This is a genomic window from Faecalibacterium longum (genome assembly GCF_040094125.1).
Classification (GTDB): Bacteria; Bacillota; Clostridia; order Oscillospirales; family Ruminococcaceae; genus Faecalibacterium; species Faecalibacterium longum.
In genome coordinates this window covers 1-16712 of the sequence record NZ_JBBNIH010000104.1, presented here as the reverse complement: position 1 = coordinate 16712, position 16712 = coordinate 1, and the positions used below count along the sequence as shown (strand labels likewise).

Below are 16712 nucleotides of genomic sequence, written 5' to 3'. Positions count from 1 at the left end.
TTCGTGGAGTAATGTACTCTACGAATTTTTTATTTTAAAGAACCTCAAGATAGCTCATATTGTCGTCTTGGGGTTCTTTTCATTCTATCATTTAATGCAATCTGCCTATAAAATTTTATCATATTGCATTTATAAATGCAACTTGCACCCGATGTTGGTTGTTGAGATTTTTGGTACATTTTATAATGTATAGCAGAATCATACACAGCATGGAGGTGATTGAAACGCAACCGGAAATTGATTACGTTAAGATTGGTCAGCGCATTAGAGCTGCCCGACTGGAAAAGGGTTATAGTCAGGCTGATTTGGGTGCGTTGGTTGGTTGCTCGAACAATCATATGAGCCATGTTGAAGTTGGACAGACGAAAGTTTCTTTGGCAATGCTTCTAAAACTGGCATTCGTCTTGGAAAAGAACTTTGACTATTTTTTACTGGATACCCCATATGCAAAATGCGACAGCATCATTGATAATGAGATTGCTGCAAAACTGAAAAAGTGTAATGTAACAACATTGATAACCGTAGGAAAGTTGATTGATGTCTTGATTGACCAGCAAGAGATGATAAAAAAAGCGGAGCTTGATTGATATAATGAAAAAGAAGCCCATTGACGGTACAGAGTGAACTGCTATGGGGTTCTTTTTTGCAGCACAATATACTGATTCTTTAAGAAGCAAAAAGTCCACCAGTCATGATGCACTACGCATCGTACTGGTGGACTTTTTCTGTAAAGATATAAAAATAGATATTCATATATCGCCATAACCAATGTCGTTATCGTAGGCATGAAGATCTTCTTTCAGGAAATCTGCTTTACGAATATACATCGAATTTACCAGCTCTCCTTTTTCGTGGAGCAGGCTGAATTTGTAGTCTAATAATGCTGCCGGTACATAGAGCATTTTAGCCGTTTCAAAAAATGTGTGTTCCGAAAGGCATTCCAGGACTTTCCCATCTTCTAACAGAAGCTCCGCCGCAAAGAAGTTTGCTTCATTTTCTTCGATTGATCTATCATCAAAAACTTCCATTTCTTGAAAGCCGTGCATCATAGCGATTTTTGTATGCAGGACAGCGTGTCCTAATTCATGTGCGACTAATATACGCTCCAGGATACCGTTCACATTGTGATCTATCACGATATTCTTTTGTCTGGACTGGTAATAGAAGAAGCCCTTCAATTTCTTCTGTAAATCGTAATAGTGGATTTTGATACCTAACAGCTGACATAGCTCGTAAGGGTCTCTGGTGTGATATTTTCGCACAAGCTTATCGACAGTTTCAATGATATGCTCTGCCGTTTTCATTTGCTTCACCTCCGAATCGCACACAGAAAACATATTCTGTGCTTGAGGATTTTACTCTTTATCTTTATGCTTTCTGTATTTCTTCGGAGTGTACTTTTCCCGTGCTGTTTTCTTAGAGTCCATATAAACTGACATAATCGCCTGGAAGAATACATCTTTTGCGTCCTCGTCCAATTCTCCACCGGCAAACAGAGAATTTACACGACCCAACACTTCCTGAGCTTCTTTTGCTCCTTTTGAACCGAAGTTTTCCTTTGCCTCTAAAATAAACATATCCTGATCTATATGGCTCTGGCTATCCGTTTCAGATTCGTCCAAAAGATAGGACACAGAGATATGCAGCGCTTCAGCAAGTTTTCTGATGTTGCTTTTTCTGGGGAGTGTTCCGAGCTGCTCATAGGTGTAAAGGGATCTTTCGGAAATGCCGGTCATCTGGGCAAGCTCCGTTTGAGATAGGTTCATAGCCAAACGAGCTTCTTTAATTTTTTCTCCAAATGTCATGGTAGTATCCTTCCTTTCAAAAAATATTTATTCGTAACTTCCGATTATTTGTTGACAAACTTCTGGAAAATGCTATAATGAGAATCAAGACAGAAGTTTTAGTTCCACTTAATTATATATCGGAACTTTTGTAAAGTCAAGAACTTCCGATTTCACTTCTGTTATTTTAATCAAATATCGGAAGTTATAGTCATTCTTGTCCCATGGTATTTGTTTCCCTTTAGCCAAGTGACAGGAGTTAGAAAGGAATTCTTATTTTATGGATTAGGCTGAAAGGAGATTCTGAATGAGCAGATATAATACACAGGTATTAAGCAGTATTCGAATGCTTTGCCGGATGCAGAACGTTGACGAGAAGGTTCTGTATGAAAGAGCAAAGCTGATTTTATCCATATATCGAGAGGTGTGCTGGTCTACCATTGATCGTGCGAATGATGTATGTGATACCCTTATTTGTACTTACGGTGACAGCTTAGATGGTGCATTGATTTATCTGGAGAACTTTGCTCCGGATGAAGCGAGAGAACGATTTGAAGAACGCATCCGTAGCTTATTTGAGACAAAGTGGATCATTGAGCTGGTAGATATGGCTATGTTGAAAATCAGAGAATATCCGGATAAAGGCGCTCTGTACTGTGAGATTATCTCAAAGGCATATCTCAACCGCTTCAAGTACAGGGAATCAGAAATGCTGGAGGTTCTGAATATGGAACGCAGCACCTACTATGATCGAAAGAAAGAAGCGATACTGTTATTTGGTCTGTCACTTTGGGGAACAGCCATTCCTAAATTGAAGGATTTCCTGGAAAGTGCCAGGGAGGAAGAAGCATTGTGTTATTGTGAATGCTAAGACAGGATTTTAGTCCGACTAAAATCCGATGAAAATACGACGGTTTCCCTACTGAAAGTCCGACTTGTCCAGTGTTAAAATGGCTATGCTGGGAGATAGTAGCATAAAATTGAATAGAGAGAGTTACGCCTCGTACCTGTAATGGGTACGGGGCTTTTTTTATACCTGCCTATCTTCCTTCATTTTAACACAAAGGCATGAACGAGAGCTTGGAGTAATTTACTCCGGCTCTTTTTTTATGCCTGCAAGGAGGACAGGCAGATGGCAAAGGGCATTGCGAATCGGGCACGATCTCCTCCCTCTGTTTTTGATTTTGCAACTTCACAAATTCAAGAACACGGAGGAACGAAAATGTATTACGACTTGGTTGAAAGCGGAAAAAGAATTAAAGCCTTGAGAAAGGAACATGGGCTTACACAGGAACAGCTTGCGGAGCAGTTAGGTGTTGCCGCAAACACCATTGCACGAATTGAAACCGGCAACAGAGGTATCTCTATTGATTTGGCAATCGAACTGGTTGTGCGCTTTGAAACAACCCTTGATTACATATTTTTAGGACGTGAATAACCTCAAAACTATACCTACGAGGCAATAAAAACTCGCATGAGGAACAGGTACAATTTAGATACAGCCAAAGAAAATCGGCTGCTTGATCCTTGAAAACTGAATACACAGTCATCGAATACGTTCCTGTTGCCGGTGCGAGAGCATCAGCCACATCAGCGGTACGCCGTGACGTATCGGACAGAGAAACAGAACGACTTTCTTCTATAAATTAAAGCAGTTGTCTCTCTCCCGATGCCAGCGATCAATACTGGCTTGTAAATATTGGGTTGCTCCCAATACGGCCATGAAAGCAACAGGATTAAAGATACTTCTCTACGGAGCTGGCGGAGAACCCGGCAGAGGTTAGATTCCTATGGAACTGATTCGCAATCAGTCGTTCGGTGATTCCCTGAGGGCGTAAGCCCTCTTTCCCAGGGGTGCGTGGCAAATATGGGACACATAGACTTTTGGACTGACTGCCTGATTCCTTTCGGGCAGTCAGTTATTACATACCCAACGAAAGGAGGTCATGGCACATGATGAAAGAAAATTGGGTATATTGCCGTGGTGATATTTATTGCGCCAATCTGGACCCGGTAGTTGGGTCAGAACAAGGCGGTATCCGTCCGGTTATCGTCATTCAGAACGACACCGGTAATAAACACTCTCCCACATTGATTGTGGCAACGGTCACCACCAGAATCCATAAGAAAGCGAATATGCCGACGCACTTTGTTATTTACGACAATCCTGCATTCAAAGAAGCGTCCGTTGTTCAGCTGGAACAGATTCGCACCATTGATAAGAGCAGGATTGATAATTACTTAGGTAAGGTAACGCCCCGTGAAATGGTAGCGATTGAGAAAGCCTTATCCGTCAGTCTGGCAATGGAGCAGCTGAAAAAGCGTCCCACAAAACATAAAGCAAAGAGAACGAAGGAGTGAACATAAATGTTTGAAGAAAGAATCGCTGCCATGAATCAGCGCACCGAAGAAGCGATGGCTACTAACGCAGTTCAGTTTGATAAGAGAACCTATACGGTTGATGAGATTCAGGATATTCTGGGCATCAGCAGAACCAGTGCATACAACCTTGTGAAAAAGAAAGTTTTTCACAGTGTCCGCATTGGCGGCAGCATCAGAATCTCCAAAAAGAGTTTTGATGAGTGGTTGGATCATCAAATGTAAGATTTGTCAAGGGTGTCGTACAACCCGGCGACAAACTTCAAAACATATTGAGAGTTCGATAAAATGTAGCCATGACAAGAAACACATGGCTACATTTTTTACATAGGAGGTTGTACGATGGCGGAAATGAGAAAACGCACGAGTATGTCTGTTCCGGAAATGGGCAGGATGCTCGGTCTTGGTAAAACGGAGTCATACTGGCTCATTAAGAAGAATTACTTCAAAACCATTCTTGTCGGCAACACCATGAGGGTGATGATCGACAGCTTTGAAGAATGGTATGCCAATCAGTTCAAATACCAGAAGGTCGATGGAACCCCTCCCGGCGAGGAACTGAAGAAAACTACATATTCAATGGAGGAGCTTGGACAGCGCCTTGGGCTGAAAGAAGCGACTGCTTACGAACTGGTTGCCAAAGGGCATTTTGATGTGGTCGATGTCCTGGGCAAGCGCAGAGTGACAAAGGAGAGCTTTGAAAGATGGTATGCTTCTCAAACCGATTACCGCACGGTAGAGGATCAGGAACTGGATGCAGATATTATGGCATCCACCTACGGTCTGCCGGAAATGGCAAGAATGCTTGGGGTACATCGTCAGACCATTTACTATATCGTTGCCAATGAAGATTTTGAGCTTATCAAGGTTGGCAGGTATAAGCGAGCTACCAAAGAGAGCTTTGAAAAATGGTATCACAATCAGACCCGCTACCAGTTAGCGGAAGATAGACAGGAAAGGAGCTGATTACATGGCATCTATCGTTAAGAGAAAAAAGAAGTATTCTGTGGTTTATACATACACCGATGAGAACGGCAACAAGCGTCAGAAGTGGGAAACCTTTGAAACGAATGCCGAAGCAAAGAAAAGGAAGTTGCAGGTTGAATATGAGCAGGAGTCCGGAACCTTTATTCCCCCTTCTGCTAAAACCATCAATGATCTTTTGGATGAGTATATGTCAATCTATGGTGTGAACACCTGGGCGATGTCTACCTATGAAAGCAGAAAGAGCCTGATTGCAAACTATATTCGTCCCCTCATCGGTGATATGAAGCTGGAGGATGTCACGCCGAGAATCATGGACAAGTATTACCGAGATTTGCTTTCTGTCAAAGCGGTTTCTTCTAAGTATGTAAAAGCCCGTACAGAATATCTGACTCCGCATACTGTCCGAGAGGTTCACAAGACATTGCGAAACGCTTTCAATCAGGCGGTCAAGTGGGAATTGATGACCAGAAACCCTGTGGAGCACGCTACGCTGCCGAAAGAAGAACACAAGACCAGGGACATCTGGACAGCAGAAGTACTCCAGAAGGCTCTGGAAGCCTGTGACGATGATATTCTTCGTCTGGCTATTAACCTTGCCTTCTCCTGTTCCCTGCGAATGGGTGAGCTTCTGGGGCTTACCTGGGACTGTATTGACATTTCCTCTACCAGTATTGAACTTGGTCAGGCAAGCATCTTCGTTGAAAAGGAGTTGCAGAGAGTAAATCGTGAAGCGATGGCAGATCTGGACGGTAAGGACATCATGTTCAAGTTCCCGCCGACCTTCGCCAGTACGCATACCGCATTGGTTCTCAAAACTCCTAAGACCAAAACAAGTGTCCGCAAGGTGTTCTTACCGAAAACCGTAGCGGAAATGTTGGTACAGCGAAAGGCTGACATCGAAGAACTGAAAGACCTTTTCGGTGACGAGTTCGTAGACTTCAATCTGGTTTTCTGTTCTTCCAATGGCAAGCCGATTGAGGGGCAGGTTATCAACCGTGCTTTCAATAAGCTGATTGAGGAGAAGGGACTGCCGAAAGTGGTTTTCCATAGTCTCCGACATTCCAGTATCACTTACAAGCTGAAGCTGAACGGCGGCGATATGAAATCCGTTCAAGGCGATTCCGGTCATGCACAGGTCAAGATGGTAGCGGATGTTTACTCCCATATCATCGACGATGACCGCAGACTGAACGCTGAAAGAATGGAAGCTGCGTTCTACTCAGGCAGACGGGCAACGCCTGAGCCGGTTCAACCAGCCGCAACGGAAAGCTCCGCTGATGATAAAGAACTTCTTCTGAAGCTTCTGCAAAATCCGGAAATGGCAGCACTCCTGAAGTCGCTGGCAAAAACATTATAGTAACTGCAAGGGCAGATCCTTTTACATAGCTACAATAGCTGTAAAAGGGTCTGCCCTTATTTTTTTGTTATGGAGGTCAACGAGTATGGATAGAATCTTTATGGACGAGTATTACGAGCATCTGAGAGCTGACAATATCGAGGCATTTTCCAAGGAAAGGAACGACGAATATGTTGGCAGAGCCGAAGAATACAAAGCAGCAAAGTCGGCATTGCTTGAAGGATTGGGACTTGAGCATTTGTTTGACCATAGCCATGAACTGACTCCGAAAGAGAAAGAAATATGGATGCTGTTCGATAGGGTTGATGTAGCAGAGCTTCTGGCAAGGGATGCTTTTGCCAAGGGTGCTTATATGCTCGGTGCTGAGGATAGAGAGATTATGCTGAAATAAAAAAAGACCTGCTTCGGCGGGTCTAAATTACATAGAATCATTGAGTCTGAAAAAACCTTTGAAATTCTTAATAATTCTGGTTGAAAAATTCATTTTGAAATGATATATAAAACAGACTGAAATCTGTGTCTAAGGACACCCGCACCCTCACACGAGAATGAATAGGATTTCCTATCATTTCGCATCACGAGAAGTTACATAGTGACATTTACTTGCACTTGCAACGTCCACCAAAAATCGAAAGACTTGCTAATTTCGAGCCAATCGGACGGTGTAAAATCCCTCTGAATTAGCTATCACAGCGTAGTATCAGATGGGATTTGAAATGCTGAAAAACCTTGTATTTCCAAGCATTTTTAAGCATTAGATGCCACTTCCCGATGTCGTATCGGGTCTACTCCTAAGCGAAAGGCCGTGGGTTCGAATCCCGCCAGGGACGCCAGCAAACACGCCGAAAACCTTTGATTTATCAGGGTTTTCGGCTTTTCTTATTTTTGCGGCTTTGGTGGCTTTTTTGCAAAAAACCTTGGTTTGCTAACATTTGCTAACGAGATTTGGCCTTTTGCTAAGAAAGGCGGTAAGTCAGAGGTTCGATTTTTACCAAAGGAACTTGCAAACATTTGTTAGCAGAAATTAGAGGAAGTTGCAAACAAAATCGCGAATTTGCTAACATCGCTCAAAAATGCCTTCAGAACCTTGCTAACAAAAAAAGTGTTTGGTCACTGTGCAAAGTGGTTCAAACGAAGAAAACCTCTCACAAAGCGAGAGGCGTTCTTCTGAGGTGGGGACTTTATAAAGCCTTTGCCAGCTGCTTGAGCAGTGCGGCAGTTTCGGGATTTTTAAGCAGCTCCAGTATCTTCACTGCATCACTTTCATCACTTTCAGTGACGGCAGTATCCGCAGTTTCTGGCTCTGTATCTTCAACGGGATCAGGAGTCTTAGAGGAATAAAAAGCTTTCTCCAATCGCTGAGCGTTTATGCACCGATCCTCGTCGATGATGTGAGAATAGACATCCGCAACCATTTTAACCTGAGCATGACCGGAGTCACCCTGGACTGATTTCATATCGCCGCCATTGAGTTTCAGCTTGTAGGTGATGCTGGAGTGGCGGAGAGAATGGAACACAACATGAGGCAGTCCGTTTTCTTTGATAAGTTTATTGAAAGCACGGTTAATCACCTGACTTTCCATCGGACGGCCATTGCTGGAGCAAAAGACCAGGTTATTGTCGATGTATTCATCTCCAAACAGATCCATCAGCTCATCAATTTCTTTTTTTCTCTCTACCAGCATATAGGCAACTGTTTTCGGCAGGTACACGCGGCGAATACTGGTTTTGGTTTTAGGCTCTTTCAGGACCAGAGCAGTATGGGTACTGGCTATGCAAGGTGGAAACTTCTTAATAACACCTTTGTCGCTCAAATCGTCCAATGCACCTCGTGTAACCCGTTGCAGCTCTTTGTTGACGAATATATAAGCTGAACCATTTTCTATGCTCTGTGGTGCAATATCAATGCAGTCCCAGGTAAGGCCCAGCATTTCACCAATGCGTAAAGAGCAGGAGAACGCCAGATTTAAGGCAAGGGAGAGGATAGGATCATCACAGACTTCCATAGCCTTGCTCAGCGTTTCGGCAGTCCATATATCCCGTTCTTTATGTTCTTCTTTGGGAAGTGTCGCATTCAGGACAGGGTTACGGCTGATTAGTTCCCAACGCACCGCCTGATTAAAGGCACTGCGAAGTAGCTTGTGAATTTCTCTTACTGTATGCGGGGTCAGATATTCGCTTGTGGGTTTGCGGTTGTTGACGCTTACCGTTTTCACAGAGAGCAGATCGCGGTAATACTTATCCATCATCCTTGGAGTGATGTCGGATAGTAACATATCTCCGATAATAGGAGTTATGTAGTTTCTCGCCAGACCACGGCGGCTTTCATATGTTGACATTGCCCAGGTATTTACACCATAGATGGACATATATTCATCGAGCAGATCGTTCAGGGTCTTTGCCGTAGGAATAAAGAAGGTTCCAGAGTCCTGCTCATACTCAATTTGCTTTTTTCGTTTTTTTGCTTCTGCATTTGTGCTGAAGGTTTCCCAACGCTGTCTGCGTTTTCCGTTTTCATCTGTGTAATCATACACCACAGAATATTTGCTTTTACGCTTCACGATAGATGCCATTTTCATTGCTCCTTTCTGAGATTTTCACATAATGAGTTTGCTTTTGATACCAGGCTTCAAAACTGCTGGTAATGATACGAATTCTTCGATCAATCAAGGTCGTCTCAAAATAGCCCCTTTTAACAAGGTCATAAGCTGTGCCAGATTTCAGCCCCAAAAGATCCGCCATTTCCGGAACTGACATCGTAGTATGCCTCCATTTCTCTCCGGGCGGTGTACCATCCACTTTTTTATAGTGGAACTGGCAGGCATACCAATCTTCAAAGCTATCCAGCATAACTCTCATTCGTCCGGCCACTTGAATTGTTTTGAAATAGTTCTTTTTAACCAACCAGTAGGATTCTACTTTACCAAGCCCAAGCATTTTGCCCATCTCTGGTACAGACATACTGGTCTTTACTCTTTGTTTCTGCATGGCTTTTGCCTCCTCTATAAAGTTTTTCTTGCTATGGCCTCATTGTAAGAGAAAGCAGAAAAAAAGTTAAGGATGTCGATTTGGAGATCGGCATCCTTGACAAATCATTCATCTGTGTGATCCAGCCAGTCATCAAAGCTCTTTTTGGAAATGCGGATATGACCGCCGACTCTGACGCTGTGGAATACACCTTGTTTTACCAGATTATATGCTGTGGGACGACTGATACCTAGAATGTCCTGAATCTCATCGACCGTATAGGTTCTTTTGTCATAGCTGACAGGATTTTGTTCATTAAAGCGGTTCAATTCCGCAATTCTTGCTTCAAACATAAAAACGCCTCCTTTATCCGGTAAGTGGCCTTACGGAGCCTCCATTTCCTCCGGAATATGAATATCTAAACTAACTTGCAGAGCATCATCAATCGCTCTCATTTCTTCGCGAGATACGCGCCCAATGTACGATAAAACACGCCTTTTATCAATCGTTTTAATTTGCTCCAGCAGAACAACAGATTTCAGTCCAAGCTCTGGAACGCTCTCCAGTGCATAGTGTGTGGGCAGCTCCTTTTTCTTAATCCATTTACTGGTGAGCGGAGCTACGATCAAAGTGGGGCAGAAAAAATTCCCCACATTGTTTTGAAGAACCAGGACAGGACGGGTGCCGCCTTGCTCTGATCCAAAATAAGGATTCAAATTGGCATAATATAAATCCCCACGCTTATAAATCCAATCTTCTTTCATGTTCATCCTCCTATGTTTTGAGATTTGATTATGTAAGAAGGAGGCTCTGCAAATTACAGAGTCTCCTTCAATTTAGCGCCTGTTTTATCCCTTACTTGTCCACGACACCCCAGGGACTTGGGTAATCATTAAGCCGCAGGTGGCTGGCCTGCTTCTCAGGAGTTTCACCTCCACTTCGTTTGGTCTTACCCATGGCCTGCGACGGTTATTATCACGCTCGGACTATGGCTGTAAGAGAGCTTTCCTCCTTGTTATGCCATGACCGGATGCCATCCGATGTATTCCAGCCTGATATATTTCTGATAAATCGAAAACTCATCTATACAGCAAAAATGGGTTGGCCTGTTATGCGAGTGGCAGCTCTCAGAAAATATACCGCTGATGTAGCGGCTATTACGCCCAAAGAGGATCAAACTTAATGATTCGTATATGAGGTTGTCAAGGTGCAAGTGAAAGGATTTCCCTCTCACTTGCTACTGCCACTTTTTTAGAAAATCGCAACCAACTTTTTTATTTTTTCTTCAATTTTTTTCAATCGCTTATCTGCGGCTTGCCGAGTAATACCATATCGTTGGGCTAAACAAGTTGCATTTGGTATTTTCATTTCATAATAGGACAATATAAAATCTCGTTCTGCTGGACTCAGTTTCAATAGAGCTTGGTGTAAATCCTCAAGAAGTAAATTCTGAATAGCTTGTTCCGCAGTATCAACAGATTCATCCACAAACAAATCTGTATCCTGATAACCTTCCTCTGTGCCGTCACGATCTCCCACATGAGAAGCCGGGAATATAGAGCGACTTTTCTCATGTTCCTGGAGATAGCGGCTGTGGCGGTCCTCCTGTTGGTATTTTTCAAAATCTTTGCGAGAACATTCCATGATAATGCGGTCATCTTCATCACGGAACATTTTGACTGTTTCAACAAAAAAGCGCCCAGTAAAGCAACCATTGCGGCGTGCCTTACTGAACGCTGAAAAACTGATTTCCTCCCATTCCTGTGGGCTGTTATTTTTCCAAATGAATACTCTCGTCATATCCTTTCCTCCGTTCAAATTCTTGGTAGTCAGCGAATTTGAACGGTGTCATGGATATTTTGCTATGTACGCCTCCCAGCGCATACCGGCCTCCTAATACCGGGCAAAGAAAAAGGCCGGAAGTGTTTTCACCTCCAGCCATGTTCCTGCCGCCATATTGCAGCAGGAATGAAAAAAGCCCGGTTAATGCCGGGCCTTATGTAGAAAAGTATTCAATTTAGCGCATTCCTGCCACTATAACAAGTATAGCAGGTCGGAAGTCGGAAGGGAGTAGGGATTAGGTCGGGGATTTGTCGGGATTTAGTCGGGATTTAGTCGGGATTTAGTCGGGGCAGCTCCTCCAGGACTTCTGGAATAGAATATCCAAACAAGCAAACAGAAAATAAATAGATGGCTTCTCGTTTTCGGTCATAAAAGACACTGCGCTCTATATTTAGTTCTTCCAGCAATTCTTTCTCTGTACTGTTGAACCGATAGATAAATTGCTTAGTCAAAATTTCATAGTAAAGTTCTCCTCGATCCGGATACCGTTTCAGACGAAGGAGTGCACGGTCAATAATATTGACCAACATTTGATTTTGAACAAGGCAGCAAACTTTTTCTTCAAAGGCTTGCAGTTCAATATCTGGTGCAAAATTTTCAAGATAGCAGAGGCCAGACTCTATATCTTGTTCTCCCATAATCCAAGCAGTTTCTTGTAATTCTTCTGCCCGTTCACTCAGAACCCAGACTACATCACGGTAAATCTTTAGAATCAGCTTACTTCTATGAAACGCAGCGTCGCTGTTAAGCCCCAAAGCTGTTAGCCTGCTGTTACATTTTTGGATTGTTGTGCTTTCTTTTCTCATAGAACATCCCTCCTTGTTCGCAATATTGCGAACATATTAGGTACAAAATAGCATAGCAGAGGAGCGTGAGAGAGGGCAGTGCCTCTCTCTATTCCCCCATTTGGTTATATCAGGTTTCTGGATTTTAGACGAATCTGCATTGCTTGCTTGGAAACCTCAAAAATATTTGCCATTTCAGCAATGAGCTGTTCATCTGTCCGGCCTATTCTAAGCCGGTAAAAACATTTTTTGATCTGCGGTAAAGGCATTAGCAGAGCAGAGGCCAGAGTATCCGCCTGACGCTCAATTATGCCATGACTTTCGTCGGAAGAAACATTTCCGTTATAAGCAGCAACATCTCCAGTACCAGAGTACAACTTCTTATGTAGTACCCAATGAGCCAGCTCATGGGCACAGGTAAAACGGAGCCGCCCTAATTTTGATGGATCACAAAGCCGTTCATCAATTAAGATTGTACCAGCTCTTACTGCAATCATTCGATACTGTCTCTGTATCTGGTCATATAAAACAACGGCACCATCATCGAAAATTGTTTCCCCTAATATCTTGGGGTTTTTTCTTAGTGTATGAAACTCCAGGATTAGATCAAACTTTGTCTCGATAATGGTTTCGATTGGCACAGAACATGGTTGCCCGGATAGCAGAGAGGGATCATATTCCATCAGGATTTTTCGCCCTACCGCCTCGATTGCTTCTGTACGGATTTGTGGAATTGACAAAGCTATCCCCCCTATCGTTTACGCTCCTTTAGCATTTTCATAAATGTCTGCCATTCTTCATCGGTAGCGTCTACTTCTTTTGCCACACGCAAGGCTGCCCGAACAATATCTTTTTCCATGATATAGTCTGGCAAATCAGCAGATACTGTATTGCGTGATTTTGCAGCCAGATCCAAAAGCAACTCATATTCTGATTTATCCAAATTCAGAAAGGCGGAGATGCGTTCCACAAAATCTCCATTGGGTGCAGGACGGCGGCTTTGTTCAATATCACACAGATAGCCGTAAGCAATATTCAAATGCTTGGCTGTATCGCGTAAATTGAATTTGTGCGCCTTGCGTTTCTCGGCTATAAATGATCCAAAAGTTATATTGCCCACAGCATTCACCTCTCATTTGTTCGACGAACTGCGAACATCTTGCTTATATTGTATATCGAACATCTGTTCACTTCAAGGATAAAAATTTCATTTGAAAAGAGGTGTTAAAAATCAATAACACCTCTTTTGCGCTATATAAATTCCTGAGCGATTTGCTGCATTTCTATAATGCACTCTTTTGGGGATAGAATTTTTATTTTTCCCTTAAATTTGAATATCCAGCCATAAAAAGTTCCACTGGGGTTCACTTCAATTTTTGCTGTGAAGTGCGCGTCATCATATCTCTCAACAGGGGCATCTTCTCCATAATGATCTATGATTACTCTCATCAATTCGTTTTCACATAGAAGGGTTACTTCCTTCGATGACTCCGATGTAAACATATCAACCATTTTATTTGTATAGGAGGCTACATCAAATCCCTCTATCGGCATAAAGCAAGTTTCAAGATTTTCTACACTTGTTAGCCGATCTACACGGAAGTGAGCAATCTTCTGATGCTTCAGAGAAAATCCAATCAAATAGTAATGGTCATTTTTCCATTCAAGCGCATAGGGATTTACGACATAATAATATCCATCGTGCTTTAAGATTTTCTTTTTTTCCTGAGTATATTCATAGTATTGGAACCGAATTTGCTGATGGTTTCCAATCGCTGTTTGGATATTATCAATGATATAGTAAACCTTTTCATTATGCGGTTTGACACGGCTGGATAAAGCAGCAAATTTTTGAAGCTGTTCTGCCTGATGTGTGCTGGTCAGACGGCATAATTTCTGTACCAGTTCCTCGGATTTCTTGGCAGAAATGATCTTCGAGGATGCTACTGCGTCTGTCAGCATTTTCAGTTCAGGATACTCAAACGGTCGGCTTCCCATAAAATATTGGTTTTGGGTACTCTTGACCACCACAATATCAATCCCTGCATCGATCAGCGCATTGGTATCTGCGTAAACAGTCTGCCGCACTGCCTGAATTCCTTTTCCATTCAGATGGGCAATGATGTCAGATACTGTGGCGGGATGGTTTTCATCGGTCCTCTCATAGAGAAACCGGAGTAATTCCAGTATCCGCATATTTGTTGAATTCTGCATACTTCACCTCCTCGATTCTTAAAATGGCCTATTTTGTATGGTGTCCAGCCCCAAAGACCAGAAGCAGGGCGACAGCACAGAGAAGCAGGCCGATCCAATTTCGATCTATAATCAGCTTGATCACCGCCACAAGCAGAAGTCCGCCTGCCAGGAGCACAACGCCATTCATTCAGCGTCCTCCCGAAGCATAGTTTCCCATGTTGATGTCCAGCACCCCTCTGGGCGGCTGGATCAGGGAGTCCTCATACTGGCACTTCCACTGGACCTCCCGGCACATCTGGCTATCCGCCACGCCGTCTATGGTTTCCCCATCCTGAATGGGGTTATCATGCTCCAGAATATAGGACGCCACATTGTAGGCATGGTTTACCACCCAATTTGGGTTCATGTCGTGGAAGTGGTACTGGAGGTCGGGCAGGAACAGGGTGCTCATGCCCACCGTGTCGATGAGCATATCCTCAGTGCCCTCAATATTAAAGAAGCGAACATTGACGCCAAAGCGGATGAAACGATCCGAGCCTTCAATCTGGTGAGAACGCACAGCCTCCGCCAGAAACAGTTTGCCGCAGCTCTGGAAATAGAATGCCTCACAGGTGGGGTACAGCTCCGCCAGAGCCTCCAGAAAGTCGGCGTCCAGGTTGGCCCGTTCCAGCGCCGGAAGTGCCGCAGCCAGCATATCGGTGGCTACCACCTGATATTTACACTCCCGGAAGATCCGCTCCCGGTCCTCCTGGCAGTCCCACATCTGGCTCATCAGGAAGGCATCAAAGCCTTTGCCCTTGAACTTGTCGCATTTCATCACCATCAGCTGCACCGGGCATTTTCCGTCCTTGAACTCTGCAATATGCTCCTGTGCGGCAAAGCCAGCCATTTTCTTATCATAACAGAAGCACTCTGTTGATCCGATGTGCTTCTCCATTACGGCAGTCATTTTTTCTTTATCCGGCATTTCTACCGGCTCTTTGAACAGCATCTGAATGAGATAGGGGCCACCGGGCTGGGGGCCTTTTTTGTCGTCCAGATTTTGCTGGAAAGCTTTATTGCTCATTTGGTTTCCTCCTTAATAATCAAGCAGGATAGGCACCTGCTGTTCCTCGGCAAACCGCATGGCCCGCCAGAACATGGAGAAGGCGAACTTGGCCAGGGATTGGGTGTCATACTGGGTGTGTTCCGGGATGTCTGCCTTGCTGTACTGTCCATCTGAGTCTACGGTTCCGTCTACCGGGTATCCCTCCGTGTCTGCCCAGCCAAGGATGGTGTCCTCATCGGCCTGCCATGCCAGCTGGTTCAGCTTTTCCAGCTCCTTCCGCAGTCCGCCCAAGGTGGCGATCATCGTCTGATCATCGGTGGGCAGAGGGCCTTGGAATAGAAAGCTGTCGGTGAGGGGAAGCCACCAAGTCGCGCCCCGAAGCAGGGACCACACCCGCTCCTCGTCCGATGCAAGGCGGGCAATCAGGGGATGCTCCCCGAAGTCCCAGTCCTTCTCCACGGTGAGAGGCACCGGTTCCTCGTATGTATGACAGGCAGCCACCAGCAGCATAGCGCCAAAGGCATCCCAATCCGGCTTATCGGTGTAATAGGGCCGCTCGTTGTCCTCCGGCCATGGAGTGTAGTGCGGCTGGTTCGGCTGGGAAATGGCGGCTAAGATCTGATCCCGCCAGTCCTCCACTGCCGCCTGGATCTCAGCCGGGGACAGCTCCTCCTCGTTGTCGGCGGGTTCTCCATCCGGGGTGATCCGGTTAAAGGTGTATCCGTTTTCCTCCGCCCACTGCTGAACAACAGTTTTCCAGTTGTGAGAATAGTACCGGGTCAATGTTCCGGCGTAGATGTCAAGTCCCATAGTATTGCCTCCTTTTCAATCAAAATCCATCCAGACCAGGTGCTTTCCGCAGTGGAGGCACCGGAACAGATAGCATTGCAGATGCCCGCCATTGACAGATTCCCGGATCATTTCCTTCTGTTCCTCGTCCCACATGGGATCGTCCAGCACTTCCTCCAGCACACCCAGTGCCCGCAGCTCTCTGGCCCCCACATAGCCCAAATAGGCGCAGTAGTCGCCGCAGTGGGCACGCCAGTATTCCTGCTGCCAGCCACAGTAGCCAGGAGTGCGGTGGATGAGCTCGTCCAGCTTTTCAGGATCGTCTACGCCATCGTCCACAGAGAAATCGTCCTGAAAGCTGCCGTCATATTTCCGGGCCGCCTCGCCGCTGGCGATGCACTCTGGGCACAGATATGCAATATCCTCCACGGAAAAGAACGGATTTGTATAGAAAATATGGGTCATCTTGCCGCAGCAGTCGCAGACAACACCCTCTTTGGACTCCTCAAAGGCGCCGGTTTCCAGCGGGTTCGGGTGATACCGGAAGGTGGGCAGGCCCAGCTGGGCCTGCCGCTCCC

General features: G+C 44.7%; 22 protein-coding genes. 8 read left to right on the top strand and 14 right to left on the bottom strand.

What is annotated here, in order from left to right; translation table 11 throughout:
- Positions 1–209: 209 nt before the first annotated feature.
- Positions 210–587 carry a helix-turn-helix domain-containing protein gene (locus tag AAAU26_RS03670; RefSeq protein ID WP_002578940.1) on the top strand — a complete coding sequence of 126 codons (378 nt, stop codon included), beginning with the start codon at positions 210–212 and terminating at the stop codon, positions 585–587.
- Between the two features lie 162 nt (positions 588–749).
- Here the strand turns inward: AAAU26_RS03670 and AAAU26_RS03665 are convergent, their stop codons facing one another.
- Both AAAU26_RS03665 and AAAU26_RS03660 read right to left on the bottom strand, forming a co-directional pair.
- On the bottom strand, positions 750–1304 hold the full coding sequence (locus tag AAAU26_RS03665; protein WP_002304410.1) for an ImmA/IrrE family metallo-endopeptidase: 555 nt from the start codon (positions 1302–1304) through the stop codon (positions 750–752).
- Positions 1305–1355: 51 nt separating this feature from the next.
- Entirely contained in the window at positions 1356–1805 is a 450-nt protein-coding gene (locus AAAU26_RS03660) for a helix-turn-helix domain-containing protein (protein WP_002304411.1), read from the bottom strand.
- Positions 1806–2091: 286 nt separating this feature from the next.
- Here AAAU26_RS03660 and AAAU26_RS03655 point away from each other — a divergent pair, with 286 nt between their 5' ends.
- The 7 genes from AAAU26_RS03655 to AAAU26_RS03625 all read left to right on the top strand — a co-directional run bounded on the left by AAAU26_RS03655 (position 2092) and on the right by AAAU26_RS03625 (position 6898).
- The gene (locus AAAU26_RS03655; protein WP_227619648.1) at positions 2092–2655 is read left to right on the top strand and encodes a hypothetical protein; all 564 of its coding nucleotides are present in this window, start codon (positions 2092–2094) and stop codon (positions 2653–2655) included.
- Positions 2656–2916: 261 nt separating this feature from the next.
- Entirely contained in the window at positions 2917–3222 is a 306-nt protein-coding gene (locus AAAU26_RS03650) for a helix-turn-helix transcriptional regulator (protein WP_205457054.1), read from the top strand.
- A gap of 518 nt (positions 3223–3740) precedes the next feature.
- Positions 3741–4145, top strand: coding sequence for a type II toxin-antitoxin system PemK/MazF family toxin (locus tag AAAU26_RS03645; protein ID WP_431834273.1), 405 nt, complete (start codon positions 3741–3743; stop codon positions 4143–4145).
- 30 nt (positions 4146–4175) lie between these two features.
- Complete coding sequence (locus AAAU26_RS03640; RefSeq protein ID WP_431834272.1) at positions 4176–4388, top strand: helix-turn-helix domain-containing protein; 213 nt, start codon at positions 4176–4178, stop codon at positions 4386–4388.
- Between the two features lie 117 nt (positions 4389–4505).
- Positions 4506–5129 carry a helix-turn-helix domain-containing protein gene (locus AAAU26_RS03635; protein WP_117416106.1) on the top strand — a complete coding sequence of 208 codons (624 nt, stop codon included), beginning with the start codon at positions 4506–4508 and terminating at the stop codon, positions 5127–5129.
- 4 nt (positions 5130–5133) lie between these two features.
- Positions 5134–6507, top strand: coding sequence for a site-specific integrase (locus tag AAAU26_RS03630; protein WP_227619650.1), 1374 nt, complete (start codon positions 5134–5136; stop codon positions 6505–6507).
- 85 nt (positions 6508–6592) lie between these two features.
- Entirely contained in the window at positions 6593–6898 is a 306-nt protein-coding gene (locus tag AAAU26_RS03625; RefSeq protein ID WP_002304425.1) for a hypothetical protein, read from the top strand.
- A 790-nt stretch (positions 6899–7688) separates the two neighbouring features.
- Here the strand turns inward: AAAU26_RS03625 and AAAU26_RS03620 are convergent.
- The 12 genes from AAAU26_RS03620 to AAAU26_RS03565 all read right to left on the bottom strand — a co-directional run.
- The gene (locus AAAU26_RS03620; protein ID WP_069411180.1) at positions 7689–9080 is read right to left on the bottom strand and encodes a tyrosine-type recombinase/integrase; all 1392 of its coding nucleotides are present in this window, start codon (positions 9078–9080) and stop codon (positions 7689–7691) included.
- Positions 9058–9495 carry a helix-turn-helix domain-containing protein gene (locus AAAU26_RS03615; protein ID WP_024739393.1) on the bottom strand — a complete coding sequence of 146 codons (438 nt, stop codon included), beginning with the start codon at positions 9493–9495 and terminating at the stop codon, positions 9058–9060. Before AAAU26_RS03615 ends, AAAU26_RS03620 begins: the two co-directional genes overlap by 23 nt.
- 104 nt (positions 9496–9599) lie before the next feature.
- Positions 9600–9827 (bottom strand): helix-turn-helix domain-containing protein, encoded by a 228-nt coding sequence (locus AAAU26_RS03610; protein WP_002589006.1) that lies wholly within the window; start codon positions 9825–9827, stop codon positions 9600–9602.
- A 30-nt stretch (positions 9828–9857) separates the two neighbouring features.
- A complete protein-coding gene (locus tag AAAU26_RS03605) occupies positions 9858–10238 on the bottom strand; it encodes a type II toxin-antitoxin system PemK/MazF family toxin (protein WP_002569115.1) in 381 nt (126 codons plus the stop codon).
- A gap of 487 nt (positions 10239–10725) precedes the next feature.
- Complete coding sequence (locus AAAU26_RS03600; protein WP_006059623.1) at positions 10726–11274, bottom strand: sigma-70 family RNA polymerase sigma factor; 549 nt, start codon at positions 11272–11274, stop codon at positions 10726–10728.
- 311 nt (positions 11275–11585) lie between these two features.
- The gene (locus AAAU26_RS03595) at positions 11586–12122 is read right to left on the bottom strand and encodes a hypothetical protein (RefSeq protein ID WP_002592913.1); all 537 of its coding nucleotides are present in this window, start codon (positions 12120–12122) and stop codon (positions 11586–11588) included.
- 104 nt (positions 12123–12226) lie between these two features.
- Entirely contained in the window at positions 12227–12784 is a 558-nt protein-coding gene (locus AAAU26_RS03590; RefSeq protein ID WP_425518609.1) for an ImmA/IrrE family metallo-endopeptidase, read from the bottom strand.
- Positions 12785–12852: 68 nt separating this feature from the next.
- Positions 12853–13221, bottom strand: a complete 369-nt coding sequence (locus AAAU26_RS03585; RefSeq protein ID WP_003524836.1) for a helix-turn-helix domain-containing protein — start codon at positions 13219–13221, stop codon at positions 12853–12855.
- A 131-nt stretch (positions 13222–13352) separates the two neighbouring features.
- Positions 13353–14315, bottom strand: coding sequence for a helix-turn-helix transcriptional regulator (locus tag AAAU26_RS03580; RefSeq protein WP_119310468.1), 963 nt, complete (start codon positions 14313–14315; stop codon positions 13353–13355).
- Positions 14316–14484: 169 nt separating this feature from the next.
- Positions 14485–15363, bottom strand: a complete 879-nt coding sequence (locus AAAU26_RS03575; RefSeq protein WP_105204588.1) for a DUF4261 domain-containing protein — start codon at positions 15361–15363, stop codon at positions 14485–14487.
- A gap of 12 nt (positions 15364–15375) precedes the next feature.
- Entirely contained in the window at positions 15376–16155 is a 780-nt protein-coding gene (locus tag AAAU26_RS03570) for a hypothetical protein (protein ID WP_117506235.1), read from the bottom strand.
- 15 nt (positions 16156–16170) lie between these two features.
- Positions 16171–16712, bottom strand: a 542-nt coding sequence (locus AAAU26_RS03565; protein ID WP_227619651.1) for a CbrC family protein, incomplete at its 5' end; no start/stop codon positions are given.